This window comes from Parafrankia elaeagni (genome assembly GCF_000374165.1).
GTDB lineage: Bacteria > Actinomycetota > Actinomycetes > Frankiales > Frankiaceae > Parafrankia > Parafrankia elaeagni.
Genome location: NZ_KB893671.1, coordinates 286332 through 299894 on the forward strand (window position 1 = coordinate 286332; position 13563 = coordinate 299894).

The following is a 13563-nucleotide window of genomic DNA, read 5'->3' on the forward strand; positions in this document are numbered from 1 at the left end:
AGGCGACGTGGCGCTGACACCGCAGGACGTTCAGAACAAGGTCTTCAGCCCGACACGGTTCCGTACGGGCTACAACGAGGACGAGGTGGACACCTTCCTCGATGAGGTCGAAGCCGAGCTGACGCGTCTGCTGGATGAGAGCAGCGACCTGCGCAGGCAGCTCGACGAAGCCCGTCGCTCGGGTGGCGGTGGTCCCGGTGTCCCGGCGCATCTCCTCGAGGAGAACCAGCAGCTCCGACGCCAGCTGGAGGAGTCCCGGCGGCACCTGTCCCAGGCGCAGGCCCAGGCAGCGCAGGCCGTCCGTGAGCGCCCGCAGCCCGTGGGTCCGCCCGGCCCGCAGGCGGGCCCGCCTGCGGGCGGGCCGGGCGGTGCCCCGCCCGCCCCGGGTGGCCCCACCACCGTCATGCCGGCCCTCGTCGGCGGCGGCGGGCAGGGCCCGGCCCGGACGGGCCCCGGCGCCGCCGGCCAGAACGACGCCGACATCGAGCAGCGGGTCGCCCGCACGCTCGTCCTCGCGCAGCGCACCGCTGACGAGGCCCTGCGGGAGGCGCGGGCGGAGTCCGAGCGGGCCCGCCGTGAGGCGCGGGCGGACGCCGACCGCATCATCGGCGAGGCACGTGCCCATGTGGCCGAGCAGCTCGGTGGGCTGGAGGACGACAAGCGCCGGCTGGAAAGCCAGGTGGAGCAGCTGCGCGCCTTCGAGCGCGAGTACCGCACCCGGCTGCGCGCCTACCTGGAGATGCAGCTCCGCGACCTCGACGGCATGCCGACCCAGCCGGCCGTCGGCCCCGGCGGTCCGTCCCGTCCCGGCCTCAACCCGGGTGCGTCGAACCCGACGCCGGTTCCGGCGAACGTCGGTGGTCCGCAGAACACCGGCCCCGGCCAGCAGCCACCCCAGCACGTCGGGGCACAGGCCTTCCAGACCGCTCCGCCGATGGGCGCACCTGCCCTCGCCCGCGAGAGCAACGGCCACCATGGGCGTCCGGACCTCGACCCGAGCCGGCGGGACGCAGCCGGTATGCAGGAATTCTGATCGTTGCTCCGCGTGCCTCCGACGTCCTGCCCCAGTACTCACGGGCCGGGCGTCGGAGGCGTTCTGTGGTCTTTTCGGTGGCTGAGCTGAGAGTCGGTGCGGCATGGTCATGGTCAGCGGTGCTCTGATAGCGGTCGCCGCGGTACTCGCGGTCGTCGGCCTGTTCGTCGCGACCACCTGGACCTACGCCTCGCTGGTGCTGCTCTGCCTCGCCGCAGCGCTGCTGCCGGTCGCCGCAGCCCGTCGGGCCGGCGCCGCAGGGCCCGGCGCCGGCGCCGGCTAGGCCAGCCCGGCCCGGTGGGAAGCCGGGCCGGGGCGCGGAGGGTTGTCGAGGGTGGGGGCCGTCTCGGGTCAGCCCACGGCGGCGGGGGTCGTCCGGGTGAGCGTGAAGGTCAGACCGAGCTCCGCGGAGGCGCCCTCGTAGCGCCCGCTACCGTCGGTGGTAGCGGGCATCGCGGCGGAGACCACGGCGTGGGTCTCCGCGGGCGTGGCCGCGCCCCCGGGTGCCTCCTCGAAGGTGGTGGCGAGGATCTCGTCGGCCACGGTGCCGCCATGCTCGCGCAGGGCGGCAGCGGTCTCCTCCCGGCTGGCCGACCAGCGCAGCGTGACCCGGTCGGTGATCTCCAGCCCGGCCGCACGGCGGGCGTCCTGAAGCACCCGCACCACGTCGCGGGCCAGGCCGGCGCGGGCGAGCTCGGGAGTGACCGTCAGGTCCAGAGCGACCGAGAGCCCTGACTCGCTGGTCACCGACCAGCCCTCCCGCGGCGTCTCGGTGATGATCAGCTCGTCGCCGCCGAGGTCGATGGCCTCGCCGTCCACCGTGACCGTCAGGCGGCCGTCCACCGGCGTGCCGGCGGCGGCGACGGCGGCGGCGACCGCCTTGGTGCGGCTGCCGAACCGCCGGCCGAGTGCGCGGAAGTTCGGCTTGACACTGATGTCGACCAGGTCGGAGGTCGCCGCCTCGACGGCGACGACGTTCAGCTCCTCGGCGATCTGGGCGCGCAGCTCGTCCGGGAGGTCGGCGAACGCGGACGAGCCGACCACTGCGCGCGGCAGGGGCTGGCGGGTCCGCACCCCGCTGGCGGCCCGGGCCGAGCGGCCCAGCTCGACGACCCGGCGCACCAGGTCCATCCGGTCGGAAAGGCCCGGCTCGACCAGTTCCGGCGGCAGCACCGGCCACGGCGCGAGGTGGACGGAGTCCGGCGCTCCGGGCAGCACGCCGGCGAACAGGCGGGACCACAGCCAGTCGGTCAGGAACGGGGTGAACGGCGACATCAGCCGGGTCAGCCCGTCGAGGCAGGTGTAGAGGGTGGCCAGCGCGTTCGGGTCGCCCGCCCAGAAACGGCGCCGGGACCGGCGGACGTACCAGTTGGACAGGTCGTCGACGAAGCGAGCGATGCGCCGGCCGGCCCGCAGCGAGTCGAAGCTCTCCAGAGCCAGATCCACCTCGGCGACGGTGTCGGCCAGCTCGGACAGCGCCCACCGGTCCAGCACGGGCCGACGCACCGGCTCCTCGGGGGCGGACCCGACCACCGACACCGCCGCACCGGGCTCCAGCCCGTCCGTGGCGGCTCCGGCCGTCTCGGCCGCCCCTGGCGCCGCCGCGGTGGCACCGAAACCGGTGCCGGTCCCGTCCGCGGCCGTGGGGCGCCAGTTCGCCGCGCCGGCGTAGAGGCTGAAGAACGACGCGGTGTTCCAGTAGGTGAGGAGGATCTTGCGGACGATGTCCTCGATCGCCTCGTGCCCGACCCGCCGGTCCGACCAGGGCGAGCCCCCGGCCAGCATCAGCCACCGGACGGCGTCCGCGCCGTGCCGCTCGAACAGCTCGAACGGGTCGAGGACGTTGCCCACGTGCTTGCTCATCTTGCGGCCCTCGGCGTCCAGCAGCAGGCCCAGGCACAGGACCGTCTCGTAGGACGACCGGTCGAACACGAGGGTGCCGATCGCCATCAGCGTGTAGAACCAGCCGCGGGTCTGGTCGATCGCCTCACAGATGTAGCGCGCCGGGTACTGGCGGGCGAACTCCTCGGCGTTGCGGTGCGGCGCGCCCCACTGCGCGAACGGCATGGCGCCGCTGTCGTACCAGACGTCGATCACCTCGGGGACCCGCCGGGCGAGGCCGCCGCAGGTCGGGCAGGGCAGCGTGACGTCGTCGACGAACGGGCGGTGCGGGTCGAGGCCGGAGTGGTCCGCCCCGGCGAGCTCCGAGAGTTCGGCGAGCGAACCCACGCAGGTCACGTGGGACGGGTCCGCCTCACAGCGCCAGACCGGCAGCGGCGTGCCCCAGTACCGGCTGCGCGACAGCGCCCAGTCGACGTTGTTGCGCAGCCACTCCCCGTAGCGGCCGTCACGGATCCGCTCCGGGTGCCAGTCCGTCCGCGCGTTCTCGGCGATCAGCCGGTCCCGGACGGCCGTGGTGCGGATGTACCAGGAGGGCAGCGGATAGTAGATCAGCGGGGTGTGGCAGCGCCAGCAGTGCGGGTAGCTGTGCGTGAACGTCGACGCCCGCCACATCAGGCCGCGGGTGGTGAGGTCGGCGGACAGCGGCGCGTCGGCGTCCTTGAAGAACAGCCCGCCGACCAGCGGCACGTCCGGCAGGAAGCGGCCGTCGCGGCCGACCGGGTTGACCACTCCCAGGCCGTTGGCGCGGCAGACAGTGAGGTCCTCGGCGCCGAAGGCGGGCGACTGGTGGACGAGCCCGGTGCCGTCCGTCGTCGTCACGTACTCGGCGAGCACGACCGAGTGCAGGCGGGCCGGACCCGCGGGTCCCGCCGCGGACGGGCCGGCCCCCGCCGCTCCGGCCGCCCCGGTGCCGCCACCCAGGCCGGCGGCGACCTTCGCCGCGGACTCCTCGAACCGCGCCAGGGGGATCAGCTCGAACGGCCGGGCGTAGCGGGTGCCGGCGAGCTCGGTGCCGGTGAACCGGTCGAGGATCTCGGCGTCCTCGCCGACAGCGGCGGCCACCAGCGGCTCGGCGACGACCAGGAGCTCGCCGCCGGCGGCCCGGGCGAGCACGTAGGTGACCTCGGGGTGCACGGCCACGGCGGTGTTCGAGACCAGCGTCCACGGGGTAGTCGTCCACACCAGCAGGTGCGCGCCGCGTGCGGCGAGGTCCCGGGGGCCGTCCAGGACGGGGAAGCGCACGTACACCGACGGGTCGTCGGTGTCGCTGTAACCCTGGGAGACCTCGTGGTCGGACAGCGGCGTCTCGTCGCGCGGGCAGTAGGGAGTGACCCGGAAGTCCTCCACCAGCAGGCCCTTGTCGAAGATCTGCTTCAGCGACCACCAGACGCTCTCGATGTACTCGGTGTCCATCGTGCGGTAGGCGGTGTCGAGGTCGACCCAGTAGCCCATGCGCTCGGTCATGGCGGAGAAATCCGCGACGTGGCGCAGCACGGACTCACGGCACTTCGCGTTGAACGCGGCGATGCCGTAGTCCTCGATGTCGCCCTTGCTGGTGAAGCCGAGTTCCTTCTCGACCGCCAGCTCGACCGGCAGGCCGTGGCAGTCCCAGCCGGCGCGGCGGGGGACGTGGTAGCCCTTCATCGTCCGGTAGCGCGGAAACAGGTCCTTGAACACCCGCGCCTCGACATGGTGGGCGCCCGGCCGGCCGTTCGCGGTCGGCGGGCCCTCGTAGAACATCCACAGCGGGCGGTCGGCGCTGGCCTGCAGCGACCGGTGGAAGACCTTGGAGTCCTTCCAGCGCTCCAGCGTCTCGCGCTCGAAGGCCGGCAGGTCGACCCGCGCGGGCAGCGGCCGGAACGCGGGCGGGGGTACGTCGGGGGTGGCGGTCATCGTGGCGGTCTCCGTCGGCGGGTGCGGCTCTCCGGCGGAGGGACGACGCCCCGCACCACCGCTGCGGCTCCGCGCCGGCGGCGATACTGGGGTACCGCGGTACCACCCTCCTTGCGCGCCCCGGACCAGGCTGCCCTCGCGGGCAGCCGGTGGAAGCGGCCACTCTTGTCCTGCCGCGGCGGCCGGATCTACTGGGGGCCCTCAGCGGGCCCCGTTCTCCCGGCGGCTCAGGGGTGATCTTCACGCCGCGCTGGCCACCGGGCTCGCACCGCCCCCGGCTCGCTGTGGCTGCGCACGCCGCTACTCGTCCCGTCAACGCCTTTCCGCGTCCCCAGCGTAGCCGACGGCGTTCCGGCAGCGCCCAGGCGCGCAGCGCCGGGGCCGGGCGCGGGCCGGGCGCGGGCCGGGCGCGGGATGGGCGCGGGATGGCGTGGGCTGGCAGCGGGTCCCGCGGTGGTCGGTCGGTGATATGACACCCGTAGAGTGGTGGTTGTGGTCGCCGAGCCGGGAACAGAGCGGGGTGCCCGGCGCGGGCGTGACGTGCCGGGCCATGCGCCGACCCGTGACGATGCCGGCCCGGGCCCGGCCGCGCCGGCCGTCCCCGGCGCCGCATCCGCCGCATCCCCCGTCCCTGCCCGGCGGGCGTCCGTCCCGCGGGTCGCCTCGCGCCGCACGGTTCTCATCGTCGCGCTGACCGCGGCCTGTCTCATCGTGCTGGACGTGCTGACCAAGCTGCTCGCGGTCGCCGAGCTTTCCGGCCGCAGGCCGGTGGAGATCATCCCCGGCTTCCTCGACCTGCGGCTCACCCGGAACTCCGGGGCCGCGTTCAGCCTCGCCGGCGGGGCCACGGTGATCCTGAGCCTGGTCGCACTGGTGGTCGTCGGGGTCGTCGTCGTCACGGCGCGCCGGCTGGCCTCGGTCGGGTGGGCGTTCGTCTTCGGCGCGATGGTCGGCGGCGCGGTCGGGAACCTGATCGACCGGGTCTTCCGGTCGCCGGGGCCCCTGCGCGGCCATGTGGTCGACTTCGTCCACATCCACCACTGGCCGATCTTCAACCTGGCGGACTCGGCCATCGTCTGCGGTGGTGTGCTCGCTGTGATCCTCTCGCTGCGCGGCATCGGCCTGGACGGCACGAGGCTGACCGCCGTTCCCACGGAGCCCACCGTGACGAATCCCACCGTGACGAATCCCACCGGCGCCGGAAGCGCTGCCGGTGCCGCTGGTGGTGACGCCGACAGCGATGCCGGCCCCGGCCCCGGCCCCGGCCCGAGCGCCGGTGCCGAGCAGGGGGAGCGCCCCGGCGCGTCGGGCGGGCGCCACGAGAGGCCGGGTGCCCGATGACGACGGCCTACACGGACCGCCGCTCGCTGCCTGTTCCCGACGGCCTTGACGGCATCCGCCTGGACGCCGCCCTCGCCCGCATGTTCGGGCTCTCCCGGACGGCGGCCGCCGCGCTGGTCGACGACGGTCAGGTGAGCGTCGACGGGCAGGTCCGGGGGCGCTCCGACCGGGTCGCCGGCGGTGCCTGGCTGGAGGTCGACCTGCCGGCGCCGCCGCGGCCGGTGTCGGTGGAGGCCACCCCGGTCGAGGGCCTGGGCATCCTGCACGACGACGACGACATCGTGGTGGTCGACAAGCCGGTGGGAGTCGCCGCCCATCCGGCACCGGGGTTCACCGGGCCGACAGTCATCGGCGCGCTCGCCGCGGCCGGCTTCCGGGTCTCCACCTCGGGCGCGGCCGAGCGTCAGGGCGTGGTGCACCGGCTCGACGTCGGCACCACCGGCGCGATGGTCGTCGCGAAGAGCGAGCGTGCCTACACGCTGCTCAAGCGGGCCTTCCGCGAGCGCGAGGTCGAGAAGGTGTACCGCGCGGTCGTCCAGGGGCACCCGGATCCGCTGCGCGGCACCGTCGACGCCCCCATCGACCGGCACCCACGGCGCCCCGGTCTGTTCGCGGTCGTCGCGGACGGCAAGCCCAGCGTGACCCACTACGACACGGAGGAGGCGTTCCGCGCCGCCTCGCTGCTGTCCGTGCGCCTTGAGACCGGGCGCACCCACCAGATCCGGGTCCACATGTCCGCACTGCGCCATCCCTGCGTCGGGGACCTCGCCTACGGCGCCGACCCCACCCTGGCGGAGCGCCTGGGTCTGACCCGCCAGTGGCTGCATGCCGCCCGGCTCGCCTTCGAGCATCCGGCGGACGGGTCCTGGGTCGAGTTCGTCAGCCCCGACCCCGATGACCTGGCCGAGGCGCTGAAGCGGCTGAACGACCAGACATGACGGCGCCGCAGGCCGCCGACCCGCCCCGTCCGCCTCGGCGGTACGGGCCGGCCCGGTCGCGCTGGCCGCTACGTCTGCTCGACCGGGTGGACGACGCCGCGCTGCCGGTGGCGGGCCACATGCTGGCCCGGGGTGCGGATCTCGCGGCCGCCGCCCGGCGCCTGCCCGCGGTACGGGTGCGCCGGGTGGGGGAACCGCCCACCGACCGAACCGTCGTCGATGCCGGCCTGCCACCGGCCGGCGGACCGGCGGCCCCGCCGACCGTCGCCGTCCCGACCGTCGACGGCTCGGCTGCCCTGGCCGCCGGAGGCGCGGCTGCCTCGGCGGTCGACGGAGCGGCTGACCCGCAGGACTCCCGCACATCCCTCACCTCCACCGCCGCCAGCGTCGTGAGGGGCACCTTCCGGCTGCTCGTCCTCGCCCTGGTTGTCCTGATCATCGTCGGCGCTGTCAGCACGATGCTGCGCGGCCCCGATCCCGGCAACAGCAGCAGCGGGATCCCGGGCCCCGGGCCCGGCGGCGCACCTGCCGGTCCCGCCACACCGACCGCCACGGTGGGCCCGGTCGCGGGGGACGAGGCCGCGGAGTATGCCGCCGCTGCCCGGGCGGAGCTGGAGTCGCTGGTCGGCGCGGCCCCGCAGGCAGACCTCTACGCGGTGGTCAGCCTGGCCGGCTATCGGACGCCGGAGGAGCTGCACCGGCTGTTCGCGACCTTCCGGATCAGCGAGGTGTTCTTCCGCGTTCCGCCGGACGGTGCCGTGCTCTCCGCACCAGTCCGTGATCCCGTCGCGGATGTGGAGGCGGCCTTCGCCAGCGCGGGCGATGCCGCCGAGACCCTCGCCCGCGACGCCGGCGAGGGAGCCGGCACCGATGTGGGAGCCGGCACCGATGTGGGCGCCGCCCGGCCAGGGCAGGAGGATCAGCCGGGCGCGAGTCAGCAGGCGGCGAACGAGCAGGCGGCCGCGCTGCGGGCGCGGTGCGCGTGCCTGTTCGGAGTGGTCCTGCGGGCACCGGCGGCACGCCTGCTCGAGCTCGCCCGGGGCGGCCAGGTGAGGGTCGTGGATCCGGCTCCACCGGGCCTCGTACCGCCGGCGGTACGTTTCGTGCCGCTGGAGCCCGAGCGGCCCTGACCAACCCCGAAGAACCCTTACCAGACATGACCGGGCAGAGCCTGACCGCTCCGAGGTGCCTGTCCGTGCATGTCGGGGCAGGCACACCTGGGCCGGCCCGGCTGGGCCGCGCGGCGGTGGGCACGGCGCCGGCCACGGGTGTTCCCGGCGTGTCCCGGGTGGCACCGGCCGGTCGTCCACCGGGGGGCGTCTTCCGCCCGCCACGGGGGACAGGGCAGGATTGCCCCAGGCGCCTCGGTCGGGCGCCCGGCGCGGTGTGGCTGACGAAGGAGGACTTTCGGGTGAGGTTGGCAAAGGGCACCCGGGAGGTCTTCGACGCGGAGAGCCTGCTGGAGGAGTACCTGGGGCCGCGCAGGCGCGGCCTGCGCTACGCCTACCCGTACTACGACGGGCTGGTCACCAATGGTGACCCCGATCTGCTGTGCACCAGCGATCTCCTTTCGCCCTGCCTGCTCGGCGTCAATGTGGACCTCGACCGGATGCACACCCTGACCGCGCTGATGCCGCTGCTGCAGCGCGCGCTCGACCGGCTTCCCCCGGGCATCGAGCTGATCGAGGCGGACGAGGTCACCCTCGACCTGGTCGCGGCCCTCTACGACCCGCTCGACGACCCGGACGTCGCGGACCGCGACGTCAAGGGCTCGCTGATCGCGAAGGTGCTGCACCGCAAGCGGCCGGCGCTCGTCCCGCTGTTCGACTCGAAGGTGCGGATCTTCTACCAGCACGAGGACTGTGTTCCGCCGTCACCGCGGGACGGGCGGTCCTGGCGCCAGTACATGGAGATGCTCGTCCGGGCCATGCAGCACGACCTGCGTGAGAACGCCGACGAGTTCCGCCGCCTCGCCGGGCTCGTCCCGGCCGGCGGCCCGCCGGTCACCCCGCTGCGGATCCTCGACATCGTGGTCTGGATGAGCAGCGCGGTCTGACACCCACCGGCTCGTGCGCGGCGTCCGCCTGTCTTCGGAGCACCCGGTGATGCGCTGGCGGGTGTGCCCTGGTGTGGCTTCCGTTGTGGGTGTGACGTCGACGGCATCGGCCCACGGCCTCGGCTCGGCGTGGCGGCTGCGAGAATGACAGCCGTGCTGAGCTACGCCGTGCGTGGCCTCACCCGGCGGCACGGTGCCGGGGAGTGCGCCGTCCTCGCCAACGACCGGATCGATCTCGATGTCCGTCCGGCCGAGGTCTTTGGCGTGCTCGGCCCCAACGGGGCCGGCAAGACCACCCTGGTCCGCCAGCTCATGGGCCTGATCCGGCCGGACGCCGGCTCCATCACGATGTTCGGGCATGACGTCGTCAGCCGTCCGGGTGTCGCTGCCCGGATGGCCGCCTACCTGGGCCAGGATGATCTCGCGCTGGCCGAGCTGCCGGTCGGCCTCGCGGTCGAGACCACCGCGCGGATGCGCGGCCTGTCCCGGGCCGGCGCGCGGCGTGAGCGCGCCGCGGTCATCGAGGAGTTCTCCCTGGGCGAGGTCGTGAACCGCCCGCTCGGGCGGCTCTCCGGCGGGCAGCGCAGGCTTGCCTGCGTGGCCACCACACTGGTCGGCGAACGCCCGGTGCTGGTGCTCGACGAGCCGACGACCGGCCTGGACCCGGTGGCCCGCCGCGCGGTGTGGGCGGCGCTGGAACGCCGCCGTGCCTCGCACGGCACCACCGTCGTCCTGATCACCCACAACGTGCTGGAGGCGGAGACGGTGCTCGACCGCGTCGCCGTCCTGGAGGCGGGCCGGGTGATCGCCTGCGACTCGCCCGGCAGGCTCAAGGCGTCCGTCTCCGCCGACGTCCGGCTCGACCTCGTCTGGCGCCACGACCCGCCGGTGGACGACCCGACGGTGGCCCGACTGGCCGCGTCGGCGCGGGTCACCGGCCGCCGGTGGACGACCCGGCTGGCGCAGGCCGAGGCCCGTGACGCGCTGGGCCGCCTCACCTCCGGGCCGGCGTTCGCCGCCCTGGACGATTTCAGCCTCGCGACTCCGTCGCTGGAGGACGTGTATCTCACTCTCGGCGGAACCTGCCGTGACCTGGAGCGGACATGACCTTGGCGACGCCTCACCCCGCCACCGGAGCGGGCGCGGCCGCGCTGTCGCCCGCGCTCGCTCCCGGAGCGCCCGTCGTGCCGACTGACTCCCGCAAGACCGATCAGGATGGCGCCGTCCCGTCGGCCCTCACCGTCGCCCCGCTGCCACACGGCACGGCCTTCCTGGCCGCGCTGGCGGCCGTGTACCGGGGCCAGCTGGCCCGCGCCCGGGTGGCCCGGGTGCCGTTGCTGTTCGTCGCCGCCTTCCAGTCCCTCGGGATCATGATCCTGCTGCGGGGCATCGTGGACGTCGGCGACGACTCGGCGGCGGCCTCGGTCGTCGCCGGCTCCACGGTGCTCGTGGTGGCCTTCGTGGCGCTCAACCTGCTGGCGCAGCGGTTCGGGGCGCTGCGGGCCGCCGGTGCGCTCGACTACTACCTGACCCTGCCGATCCCCGGCGCGGCGGTGGTGCTCGGGACGGCGGCGTCGTACGCGACGTTCGCCGTACCCGGCACGATCGTGACCGTTCTGGTCGGCTCGGTCCTGTATGGCCTGCCGATGTCCGGTCTGTGGATGCTGGTTCCGGTCACCGCGCTGGCCGGTGCCAGCCTGGCCGGTATCGGGGCCGCGATCGGACTGCTCGCACCCAAACCCGAGCTCGCCACGGTCGCCGGTCAGCTGGGTATGAGCGTGGTGCTGTTCCTGGGGGTCATCCCGGCGAACCGGCTGCCCGGCATCGGGCGGCTGGCGCGCGACCTGCTGCCCAGCAGCTACGCGGTGGACGCGCTGGCGGAGGCGTTCGCCCCGTCGATCGACTGGGCCGGCGTGGCGGTCGATCTGGCCGTCTGCGCCGCGGTGGCGGTGGTCGCGCTGCTGGTGGCCGCGCAGGCCCTGAGGCGCGTCGCCCGGTCCTGACCAGGCGGCTGCCGGTGTCCCGGTGCCTGGGCGGAACGCGGTGACAGGCCGGCGCGGACGGGTCGGCGAGGCCGCGGCAGGCGAGGGCACTGTGCCTGCGGGTACGGTCGACCCCTGGGTCTGATGTCAACGGGGGGTCGGGTCGCCCCGGAGATCCGGGCCGGTTGAACCGGTGTGGCTGGCGAGGAGACGGACGGGTCGTGGCAGAGAGGCCGGGCGGCACCCGGGACGCCGGAGAGTGTTCCGGGCCGCAGGCGGACGGGCGCTCCGACCGCGGTCCTGTCCCAGACACGCCGGTGCCGCCGGGTGAGCGCGGCCTGCCTGCCGGCGAGCTGCCTGCCGGCCCGGCCGCCGCTGTCGGCACGCCTGCGCCACTCGAGTGGGAGCGCACCCGGGCCCGGCTGCTCGCCGGGCTGGCCTGCGCCCTCGCGATGGTCGTGGCCGGCCCGCTGCTGGGCCTGCTGTGGGCCGCCACCGCACCCCGCCTCGACGTCGCCGCGGCGCTCGCCGGCGCCATGTCGGTGTTCGGCGCGCAGAGCACGACCGACCTCTACTTCGCGCTGATCTGCGCGGTCGCCGGTGTGGTGGGCGGCCTTATCGCCGGCTGGCGGGCAGCCGGCGCGGGCTGGCCGGTCCCGGTCGGTCTCGCCGCCGGCGGGGTGGTGGGGTCGCTGCTGGCCGGGTGGACCGGCCAACAGCGCCGCTCCGGCGAAGTGCTCGACTCGCTGCCGCCCAACGCCACGGCGCTGCTGCGCGACCTGGCCGAGTTCCACGTGCGGGCCACCGGGCTGTACCTCGTCCTGCCCGGGATGGCGGTGCTCGTGCTGGCGCTGTTCCTCTGGGCCGGCGGGACCACGCTCCGCTGGCCCTGGCGCCGCCGCTGACCGCCCGCCCGCCCGCGGTATGACGGGCACGCTCAGCTCAGAGCCCGGCCGAAACCCTCGGCGCGGAGCCTTCCCATGAAGTTGGCGTCGATCTTACGGCGCCGTCTCGCGGGCCGTCCTCGGCGGGTGTCTTTCCGGTCATCCGTCGGAAACGCTGGCGGTACTCCCCGGGTGTGATTCCGAAACACTTGCGGAAAGCGATGTGGAAGCCGACCGCACTTTTGTAACCGACCTTCTGGGGTATCACGCCGAGCGGGACGTCGCTCTCCGCGAGTAGACGCGCGGACTCACGCATCCGGCGGAGGGTGAGATGGCTGGATGGGCTCTCGCCGACGATCTCGCGGAAACTGGCCGCGAAGGCCGATCGGGACATGCCGACCTCCCTGGCCAGGGACTCGATCGTCCAGGGCTCGACGAATCGCGTGTACATGATCAGCAGAGCTTTGCTGATGGCCGGGTCCTTCAGTGCGGTGATCACCTCCGGACGATCCATCATGCCGCGCAGCAGGGGGTGGAGGGTGAGAATGAAGAAGACCTCGAAGATCCGCAGGGTGATCAGGCGCGGCCCGAGCCCGCCGTCCCGGTCCGTGACGAGCTGGTGGATGATGTCCCGCAGCAGTGGTTCCGCCTCCACGGCCTCCCGCTCGAGCGTGAGCATCCACGGCAATGCGTGGTAGAGAGATGACACGGTGTTGGTGTCGTAGTAAAGGCCCGCGCAGAGGATCCGTGTCAGCTCGCCCTCTCCGCCGAGCGCCAGCTGGCTCGAGATTCCCGGCGAGCGGTCGGCGAGCAGGGTCCGCAGCGGCACGCCCCGCCGATCAGGGTGGTCTGAGACCCGGTGCGACCGCCCGGTGGGGAATACCGCCAGATCCCCCTCCCGCAGGAGGACCGGCCGAGCCCCCTCGGTGCCGATCCAGCACGAGCCCTCGATGACGTAGTGGAGTACGACGCAGTCCGATTCGGAATCGCCTTCGATCGACCAGGGAGAATTCAGGAGCCAATGGCTCTGGAACACTCCGGTCAGACGAATCGGACGTAGAAGCTCACCCAGCAGATCATTGTCCTGGTCCGCTGCCTGTACGGGCATGTCCCCGCTCCCTCGGTACTGGCGGCTCGCTTTATTGGACGGTACCTGCGGAACACCTGGATTCGACCGGGTCATCCGCCGTACATCAGTTTCCCGAGCCTAACCTGTACACAACCGCCAGATTCAGGTCTGCGCTTGGTCGCGAAGGTGACAATATCACCCTGATCGGGAACCGTGTGGTCCTCGAGGACCCAGGCCCAGGTCAGGCCCCCGACCCCGGGCCCTCGAGCGGGTAGGACGGCGCCGTCGCGGTGACGAGTCTCACGGGCAATGGGGGATTTCTGTCCGGTTCGATCGACGTAACGTCCATTTCACCCGCGCCTGGCCGCGGCCAGTTCGGTGGTGTCCAGAACTGCTGTGGCCCCGGGTGGCGCGGCCCGTTCCGGGGCCGGATGGTCCAGGAAACTCCCGTTCTCGCAGCCGATG

At 73.6% G+C, this 13563-nt stretch carries 11 protein-coding genes; 9 read left to right on the forward strand and 2 right to left on the reverse strand.

Annotation, left to right across the window (positions count from 1 at the left end; all coding sequences use genetic code 11):
• The first annotated feature begins 7 nt into the window (after window positions 1–7).
• The gene (locus B207_RS0102960) at window positions 8–1033 is read left to right on the forward strand and encodes a DivIVA domain-containing protein (protein WP_018635021.1); all 1026 of its coding nucleotides are present in this window, start codon (window positions 8–10) and stop codon (window positions 1031–1033) included.
• Window positions 1034–1136: 103 nt separating this feature from the next.
• Window positions 1137–1316, forward strand: coding sequence for a hypothetical protein (locus tag B207_RS0102965; protein WP_018635022.1), 180 nt, complete (start codon window positions 1137–1139; stop codon window positions 1314–1316).
• 68 nt (window positions 1317–1384) lie between these two features.
• On the opposite strand, the gene ileS is transcribed toward B207_RS0102965, so the two are convergent.
• The gene (gene ileS, locus B207_RS0102970; protein WP_018635023.1) at window positions 1385–4828 is read right to left on the reverse strand and encodes an isoleucine--tRNA ligase; all 3444 of its coding nucleotides are present in this window, start codon (window positions 4826–4828) and stop codon (window positions 1385–1387) included.
• Window positions 4829–5320: 492 nt separating this feature from the next.
• Here ileS and lspA point away from each other — a divergent pair, with 492 nt between their 5' ends.
• The 7 genes from lspA (at window position 5321) to B207_RS0103005 (ending at window position 12050) form a co-directional block, all read left to right on the forward strand.
• The gene (gene lspA / locus B207_RS0102975; protein WP_018635024.1) at window positions 5321–6169 is read left to right on the forward strand and encodes a signal peptidase II; all 849 of its coding nucleotides are present in this window, start codon (window positions 5321–5323) and stop codon (window positions 6167–6169) included.
• A complete protein-coding gene (locus B207_RS0102980; RefSeq protein ID WP_018635025.1) occupies window positions 6166–7107 on the forward strand; it encodes an RluA family pseudouridine synthase in 942 nt (313 codons plus the stop codon). Before lspA ends, B207_RS0102980 begins: the two co-directional genes overlap by 4 nt.
• A complete protein-coding gene (locus B207_RS0102985) occupies window positions 7104–8237 on the forward strand; it encodes a hypothetical protein (RefSeq protein ID WP_018635026.1) in 1134 nt (377 codons plus the stop codon). Before B207_RS0102980 ends, B207_RS0102985 begins: the two co-directional genes overlap by 4 nt.
• Before the next feature lie 281 nt (window positions 8238–8518).
• Window positions 8519–9163 (forward strand): DUF6308 family protein, encoded by a 645-nt coding sequence (locus B207_RS0102990; RefSeq protein ID WP_026310609.1) that lies wholly within the window; start codon window positions 8519–8521, stop codon window positions 9161–9163.
• 144 nt (window positions 9164–9307) lie between these two features.
• Window positions 9308–10270, forward strand: a complete 963-nt coding sequence (locus B207_RS0102995; RefSeq protein WP_026310610.1) for an ABC transporter ATP-binding protein — start codon at window positions 9308–9310, stop codon at window positions 10268–10270.
• The gene (locus B207_RS0103000) at window positions 10267–11166 is read left to right on the forward strand and encodes an ABC transporter permease (protein WP_018635029.1); all 900 of its coding nucleotides are present in this window, start codon (window positions 10267–10269) and stop codon (window positions 11164–11166) included. The genes B207_RS0102995 and B207_RS0103000 overlap by 4 nt, the downstream gene beginning before the upstream one ends.
• Before the next feature lie 200 nt (window positions 11167–11366).
• The gene (locus B207_RS0103005; protein ID WP_018635030.1) at window positions 11367–12050 is read left to right on the forward strand and encodes a hypothetical protein; all 684 of its coding nucleotides are present in this window, start codon (window positions 11367–11369) and stop codon (window positions 12048–12050) included.
• 37 nt (window positions 12051–12087) lie between these two features.
• Here the strand turns inward: B207_RS0103005 and B207_RS0103010 are convergent, their stop codons facing one another.
• Window positions 12088–13137, reverse strand: coding sequence for an AraC family transcriptional regulator (locus B207_RS0103010; protein ID WP_018635031.1), 1050 nt, complete (start codon window positions 13135–13137; stop codon window positions 12088–12090).
• Between the last annotated feature and the right edge of the window lie 426 nt (window positions 13138–13563).

Coding starts and splice junctions, on each gene's coding strand:
- B207_RS0102965 (WP_018635022.1), top strand. CDS start 1,137: ATGGTCATGGTCAGCGGTGCTCTGATAGCGGTCGCCGCGGTACTCGCG.
- ileS (WP_018635023.1), bottom strand. CDS start 4,828: ATGACCGCCACCCCCGACGTACCCCCGCCCGCGTTCCGGCCGCTGCCC.
- B207_RS0102980 (WP_018635025.1), top strand. CDS start 6,166: ATGACGACGGCCTACACGGACCGCCGCTCGCTGCCTGTTCCCGACGGC.
- B207_RS0102985 (WP_018635026.1), top strand. CDS start 7,104: ATGACGGCGCCGCAGGCCGCCGACCCGCCCCGTCCGCCTCGGCGGTAC.
- B207_RS0102995 (WP_026310610.1), top strand. CDS start 9,308: ATGACAGCCGTGCTGAGCTACGCCGTGCGTGGCCTCACCCGGCGGCAC.
- B207_RS0103000 (WP_018635029.1), top strand. CDS start 10,267: ATGACCTTGGCGACGCCTCACCCCGCCACCGGAGCGGGCGCGGCCGCG.
- B207_RS0103010 (WP_018635031.1), bottom strand. CDS start 13,137: ATGCCCGTACAGGCAGCGGACCAGGACAATGATCTGCTGGGTGAGCTT.